Raw genomic sequence first — 6132 nt, forward strand, 5'->3', positions numbered from 1 at the left:
TATCTTTAAAGTATAAAGTTCTAGTAATTGCGTTTTTCGCGAAGCGTGCCTTTGGCAAAAACTTTTTTGTGCGGCAAAAAAGTTGATAATTCTATATAATGTACATCAATTGATAAAATGAAATCGTTCCAGTATATACTAATTAATCTCAAAAGTATAATGCGTAACAGCCTCATAGGGACGGAAATAATCGCTGCCCTTGTCTTTAATTATTTTTAGCATATCAGCCATAGCTTTATAGTATAAGAAATAATAATCATACTTTTTAAAGTCTGACATAGAAGAGTTTAAAAGCAGATTGTAATATTTCTCTGCAAGGTTCAAAGCCGTTTCATATTGAGTATTAAGTTTAAACTGCCTGTCATAATCAACTAAACGCACTATTTTGCTGTTGAAAGTAAATAAATCAGCTCCTCCGCTCTCCCAGCCTATAGTAGAACTTAATTGATTATTAGGCACTACATCAACCCAGTCGGATTCCTGTGCTTTGTCTGGAGATACTGAAGAGACTTGTAATTGATAATAGCCAGACTTTTTGATATGCTCTTCTGTAACGGTAAAGTTTGTTTCAAATCTGTCAGCTGTCTCCATAATCTCTTTTATTGGCGGCATAGGATAAGTGCTTTTTAAAGTTCTGTAATATTTGCCGTTTAACTCAGTGTAAGAAGGCTCTAAAGGTGTACCATCTTCTTGTACCTCATATCCGCCTACTATATCAATTTTTTCACGATTAGCATCATAATAATAGTTATCAAGTTTACTTACATCTATTGTTTTTTCTTCTTTCCAATTTATACCGTCTTCTGTTGACCATACTCCGTCTTTCTCACTAAAATCTTTATCTTTTACCTCTTTCCAATATCCTCCTTTATACTCATAATGCGAAGATATTCCTCCATATACATATACTTTATCTAATTTATTTCTATCATATTTTATAAGAAACTGCTGTCTTTTTTCTGGAAAAGGAAATTCAGGTTTATCCCAATTATCATTATTTAGAGTATCTTTTGTAATATCAACAGTATAGTAGTTTTTTGAATCGCAAGTATATTGAGAGGCTTGAGGGTCTCTATATCCAAAAAGATTATCATCAGTAAATGACTTTTGACCTGTAATAAATAATTTGCCTTTAATATAAAATAAAGCAGAAAACTTCAAAGTTTCCATACCATATATTCCCTGTATACTAGGATCATAATCATTCGGCATAGGAATAGAGTAGTTTGCTTTTTCTATTTCATTAGGAGAATCAGACCAATTTATGAGACTTTGAGATTCTCTATATATAGAATAAATAATTAAGTTTCCATAGCATGCAAAGTCATAATAAGGAGGCGGATTAGTATAATAAAAATTTGCTTTATCCAATCTACGCGGATATTGCGGGAAATTTATAGTTTTTTGTCTTGCCTTTGATGAAGGTATTGTTACTTTATCTGATTCTATAATCAATTTTTTTGAGTTCAAATTTACCCAATATTCGGTATTTTCTAAATCATCGCCTAATGATAAACTATGAATTTTAATTATTGTACTTCCGTCATTATTAATTTTTAGTAATGCACCTTTTGCCGAAGGAGTAAGCCTTTTGGTGTTAGGGTCATATTGATATTCATTAGTAGCTAAAACATACCATTCATTTTGAAATTTGAATCTTCTTCCGTAACCCCCAAAAACAGTACTATCTGCAACTATTTCAGGATTTATTTCTATATAACTTTCCTCTATATTTTCTGGAGGTATAGGTGAAGGTACTATATAATCAGGCATTTCTTCTGAAACAGGGAATTCTGTAGGAGGCGGTATAATAGAAGGACTTAACAGATTGATTTTTTTACATGAAATTATTAAAAATATAAAAAGCAAAGATATAATTAAATAAACTTTATTTTTCAATATAAAAAATCCTTGAACTAAATATTATGATTTTGTAAAACAAAAATATTTAAATAAAATCTAGCTTTATTTTATAATAAAATATATATTTTTCAAGAATATAATTACTTTAAAAAGTATTATTAATAATAGCATTATCATATAAAAGATAAGAATTATATTTCTATTTAATATGTTATAATAAAAGAATTGGGTTTAAGTCCTAATTATAAAAAAAAAATTAAATAACTATAAGTATTTACAAATTAAGTTTTAAAATAAGGATAGTATAAATAAAAAATAGGCTTTTGAATATTAATAAATAATAAACAAAAACCTATAAATAAAAAATATATATCGGAGGCTAAAATTTGTGAATGTCTATGTTTTTTTCTAATCTTTCTAATTCACTTCTTAAAAATTCCTTCCATTTGTCTGCTCTGAATATCGGAGAAGTTATGAATATATCTTTATCTCCTCTTCCAGACATATTAACTATAATTACATCATCTTTTGTGTATTGTTTGGCATATTCTATAGCCTTAGCACCAGCATGGGCACTTTCTAATGCAAATATTACTCCCTCATTTCTCGCAAACTCTTTAACTGCATTAATTGCTTCTTTGTCAGTAGCATAAGTAAACTCTATTCTTCCAGATTCTCCCAAATATGCAAGCTGAGGACCAACACCGGGATAGTCTAAACCAGCAGATATAGACATAGTTTCTGATATTTCGCCGTTTTCTTTTAATATAAACTTACTCATATACCCTTGAGCTGCAACATCTTTGGCATAAGGGTTTTTCATTCTAATGGCATTTTCTCCGAGATTCATGCTTATACCGCCAGCTTCAACGGCTATTAATTTGGGATTTTCTCTTTCTATAAAAGGCTCAAAAAATCCTATAGCATTAGAACCGCCGCCTACGCATGCTATCATAGCTTTAACATTCAAATTCTTTTCTTGTATTTGTTTATCCAATTCTTTTCCTATTACCGATTGGAAAGTCCTGACAATATCAGGGTATGGGCTAGGTCCTACTGCACTTCCAAGCAAATAATGTGTATCTTTTAAATCTTTAACCCAATCTTCTAATGCCGCATCAACAGCATCTTTAAGTCCTCTTCCTCCTCTGGTGACCGACACTACATTAGCTCCGTACAGTTCCATAGAGGCTACATTGGGTTGCTGTCTTTTTACATCTATCTCACCCATATATATAGAACATTCAAGTCCTAGCTTGGCACATGCTGCAGCGGTGGCAAGTCCATGCTGACCTGCTCCTGTTTCTGCGATAATCTTCTTCTTTCCCATCTTCTTGGCTAAAAGTGCCTGACCTATTGAATTGTTAATCTTATGTGCTCCTGTATTTGCTAAGCCTTCAAGTTTCACATATATTTTAGCACCGCCGATTTTTTCAGATAAGTTTTTAGCGTACATTAAAGGAGTAGGTCTTCCTATAAAATCAGCTCTTAATTCATCAAGCTCGCTTAAAAACTCTTTGTCATTAATGTAATGTGCAAATGCCTCTTCCAATTCAATTAATAATTTCTCTAATGGTTCTGGTACGAATCTCCCGCCAAATTTACCGAAGAACCCCTTATTACTGTTTTTCATAATCATAAATCCTTAAATTAAAATGTTTTTCTTAGTAATATTACTTTATGTAGTAATATTAACACATATGTGAAATTTGTCAAGATATTTTTTGTTTTTTATTATCAAAAAATAGTTTATAATGATTTTAATAAATGCCTATTGGAGTTATGCTGATGATGAAAGACAGAATAGAAAGCCTATTTGTTCAGGCAAGATTTTATTTTAATTTGGAGAAATATTCTTCTGCCCTTAGAATATACTTTAAGATAATAAACTGTTTTGAAAATTACGATGAAGTATTAGAAAGCAATTATAAAGACAGATATTTTGCAAGAAGCTATTATAAAACAGCATTAACATTATATTATTTAAATAGATATGAAGAGGCAATAGATTATTACAGCAAGGCTATAGAGATTAATCCTCTTTATGAAAAGGCTTTTATAAACAAAGGCATAATACTTGCAAAGTTAATGGCATTTGATGAGGCTCTATACTCATTTAATATGGCTCTGGAAATCAATGATAAATCTGAGATATCTTATTTTAATATAGGCATTATATATTCAAGACTGGAGAGATATGAAGATGCTTTATATTATTTTAATAAGGCTTCAGAGCTTGGATATGATTATGCTTATTTGAATGTTGCTATAGTATTAGAGAAGATTGGTAAAATAGAAGAGGCATTTGAGGCATATGATAAAGCAGTATCTATAAATAAATCTTTGGAGGTAATTTATTTAAATAAGGCTAGTCTTCTTATAAATATAAAAAAATATAAAGAGGCTATAGAATGTTTGGATAGGTCTTTATCTATTTTAGATGAAAAAAATTCAAAAGGCGACACCATTATAAAAAATAAGGATTATATAGAGTATATAGAAATAGGCATGATGGGAAATGATACTATATACGACAGAATATATTTTTTAAAATCTGAGGCTCTTATAGGTTTAGAGCAGTATGATTATGCTTTAACTCTTATATTAAATATCAAAGATTCTAAAAGCGTTAATATATTTAGTATTATATCAAGATTTATAGAATATATAGGCATAGAAAAAATTATTAATACAATATTAAATGAAGATAGTTTTTGGACAGAGGAAAAAGAAGAATATTTTAATTTTATAGTAAGAGATATAGATATTAATAACAGAATAAAATTAAAAAAGCTATGGATACTGCAGTATGTATTTTTGTATTTGGTATCAGTAAAAGACAATGATAAAGTTAATGAGATATCGCATTATACAAGTATTGAAGTATTTGATGACATGGCATTTGATAAGAGATATGATAAAGCAGACAACTCAAAATATAATACATACTTAAAGAAAAATAAACTTAGAATGACAAGCATAAAAAATGCAAATGATCCTAAAGAAGGCAAGATATTGATGCAGCTTCTAAGAAATAATAATGTTAATTCAAAATATGCAAGCATTAATAATTTTATAGCATTACAAACATCATTCAGCAGATGTAAAGACTCTCTTACTATGTACAGACTATACGGAAAATATGACAACAAAGAAGGTACGGGCTGCTGTTTAGTATTTGATAAATCTTTTTTTGATACGTCTTTTAATAATTGCGGTTCCAGCATTTTATTTTCATTCTCTTATGACAAAAATAATTATTCTAATATTGAGTTTTATGAAGAGCAGACTTTGCCTTTGTATTTTGTACTATATTATAATTACAAAAGAAATGAAATAATATTTAATCCATGCGAATCTGATTATGATAATCTTATTATTAATTTAAATAAAGAATATGATGTTTGGAATGAAGGCAGTAAATTTTATGATAAATTAAAAAACAATATAGGATATATATTTAATTCTATGTTTAAGGTGATAAAAGATTTTAATTCAGAAGAATCAGCATTATCGTATCAGCTTCTTATGAATATGCAGTATTTGATAAAAGATGCTTCATTTATAGAAGAGCAGGAGATGCGTATTATACAGCTTATAGAATATGGAAGTAATCCTCTTCATATTGACGATAAAATGAAACGTTCTTACAAAAATTATCTTTATATATTTGATAACAAATCATTAAAAGAAGTAATATTAGCTCCTAAAGTAGAAGATGCTGATTTTTTGGTAGAAAAGTTTAATGACAGGCTTGCAAAGGCTACAAGCATATATAATTCCAAAAAAATGAAAAATAAATATAAGATAAATGTTTATATATCCAATGCTCCTATATCTTGACAAATATGCATTAATAATTATAATTTTAACATAAAAAATATATAAGGATTTCATTATGAAAAATATTTATTTAGTTTTATTTATAGTCTTGTCATTATTTTTTGTTTCATGCCAGAAAGATAAAAGTGCTATAGATAAGGCAACCGATAAAATAAATGAAAAAATAGATGATGTTTCAGATGCAGCTAAAGATGGTGTAAAAAAAGCAGGCGGAGCATTGGAAGATGTATCAAAGGCTATAGAGAATATTGATACAGACAAATTATTAGAAGATGCTTCAAAAGCCATAGAAAATATTGATACTGATAAATTACTAAATGAAGCTTCAAAAGCTATAGAAAATATTGATACTAATAAATTATCAGAGGATATTTCTAAAGCTATGGAAAATGTTGACACCAGTAAATTACTAAATGAAGCTGCAAA

At 28.7% G+C, this 6132-nt stretch carries 4 protein-coding genes; 2 read left to right on the forward strand and 2 right to left on the reverse strand.

Features of this window, described 5'->3' with window-relative positions; translation table 11 throughout:
* Window positions 1-138 precede the first annotated feature (138 nt).
* Window positions 139-1899, reverse strand: coding sequence for a hypothetical protein (locus F811_RS0100800; RefSeq protein ID WP_020003411.1), 1761 nt, complete (start codon window positions 1897-1899; stop codon window positions 139-141).
* A gap of 343 nt (window positions 1900-2242) precedes the next feature.
* Window positions 2243-3496, reverse strand: a complete 1254-nt coding sequence (trpB, locus tag F811_RS0100805; protein WP_020003412.1) for a tryptophan synthase subunit beta — start codon at window positions 3494-3496, stop codon at window positions 2243-2245.
* A 155-nt stretch (window positions 3497-3651) separates the two neighbouring features.
* On the opposite strand from trpB, the gene F811_RS0100810 reads away from it, so the two are divergent.
* A complete protein-coding gene (locus tag F811_RS0100810) occupies window positions 3652-5706 on the forward strand; it encodes a tetratricopeptide repeat protein (RefSeq protein ID WP_020003413.1) in 2055 nt (684 codons plus the stop codon).
* Window positions 5707-5761: 55 nt separating this feature from the next.
* Window positions 5762-6132, forward strand: a 371-nt coding sequence (locus tag F811_RS16180; protein WP_020003414.1) for a hypothetical protein, incomplete at its 3' end; no start/stop codon positions are given.

Origin of the sequence: Brachyspira innocens ATCC 29796, from assembly GCF_000384655.1 — a bacterium.
GTDB lineage: Bacteria > Spirochaetota > Brachyspiria > Brachyspirales > Brachyspiraceae > Brachyspira > Brachyspira innocens.